Source organism: Methanocalculus natronophilus (assembly GCF_038751955.1).
GTDB lineage: Archaea > Halobacteriota > Methanomicrobia > Methanomicrobiales > Methanocorpusculaceae > Methanocalculus > Methanocalculus natronophilus.
On the sequence record NZ_JBCEXH010000105.1, the window covers coordinates 1 to 577 of the forward strand.

Below are 577 nucleotides of genomic sequence, written 5' to 3' on the forward strand. Positions count from 1 at the left end.
CAAGTGGACTTGCGATTAATACCGCCATAAACGTTCCACCAATCATTCCTTCAATGGTTTTTTTAGGCGAAATTTTAGGCGCTAATTTATGCTTCCCAAATAACATACCACTAAAGTAAGCAAATATATCACTTAGCATGGCGATGAGCAATAAATATAAAAGCATCATAAGCCCTGCAGTATGTATATAAACGAGCGCGAAAAATGAAAATCCTAAATAAACCGCCCCTTGAAAAAGTTCGGTCCATTTTACTTGAGCGTTAAAAACTCTTAAGGCTAAAAAGATAATCATTTGCCCTATAATAAAGGCAAACAATATCTCAACCTCAATGGTTTGAAAAACAAATAAAATTCCTAGTAAATAAAAACTAAACGTTGTTAGAAAAAAAACGATAAACGGACTGACACCGCTTTGATTTTTTTCTACCATCTTAAAGTATTCATAACTGGCTAATAACACAAAAACACTTACAAATCCTGCAAAAAACGTTGAAGGAATGAATAGTAAAGGAATTAAAATTACTGCCATTATGAATCCTGTAATCAAACGTGTTTTCATTTCATCAACCCTTTATAC

Annotated in this window: 1 protein-coding gene; it reads right to left on the bottom strand. The window is 32.8% G+C overall.

Annotated features, from left to right (window positions below; genetic code table 11):
- The coding region (locus ABCO64_RS10705; RefSeq protein ID WP_343089467.1) for a phosphatidate cytidylyltransferase at positions 1 to 529 on the bottom strand (529 nt) is incomplete at its 3' end.
- Positions 530 to 577 lie beyond the last annotated feature (48 nt).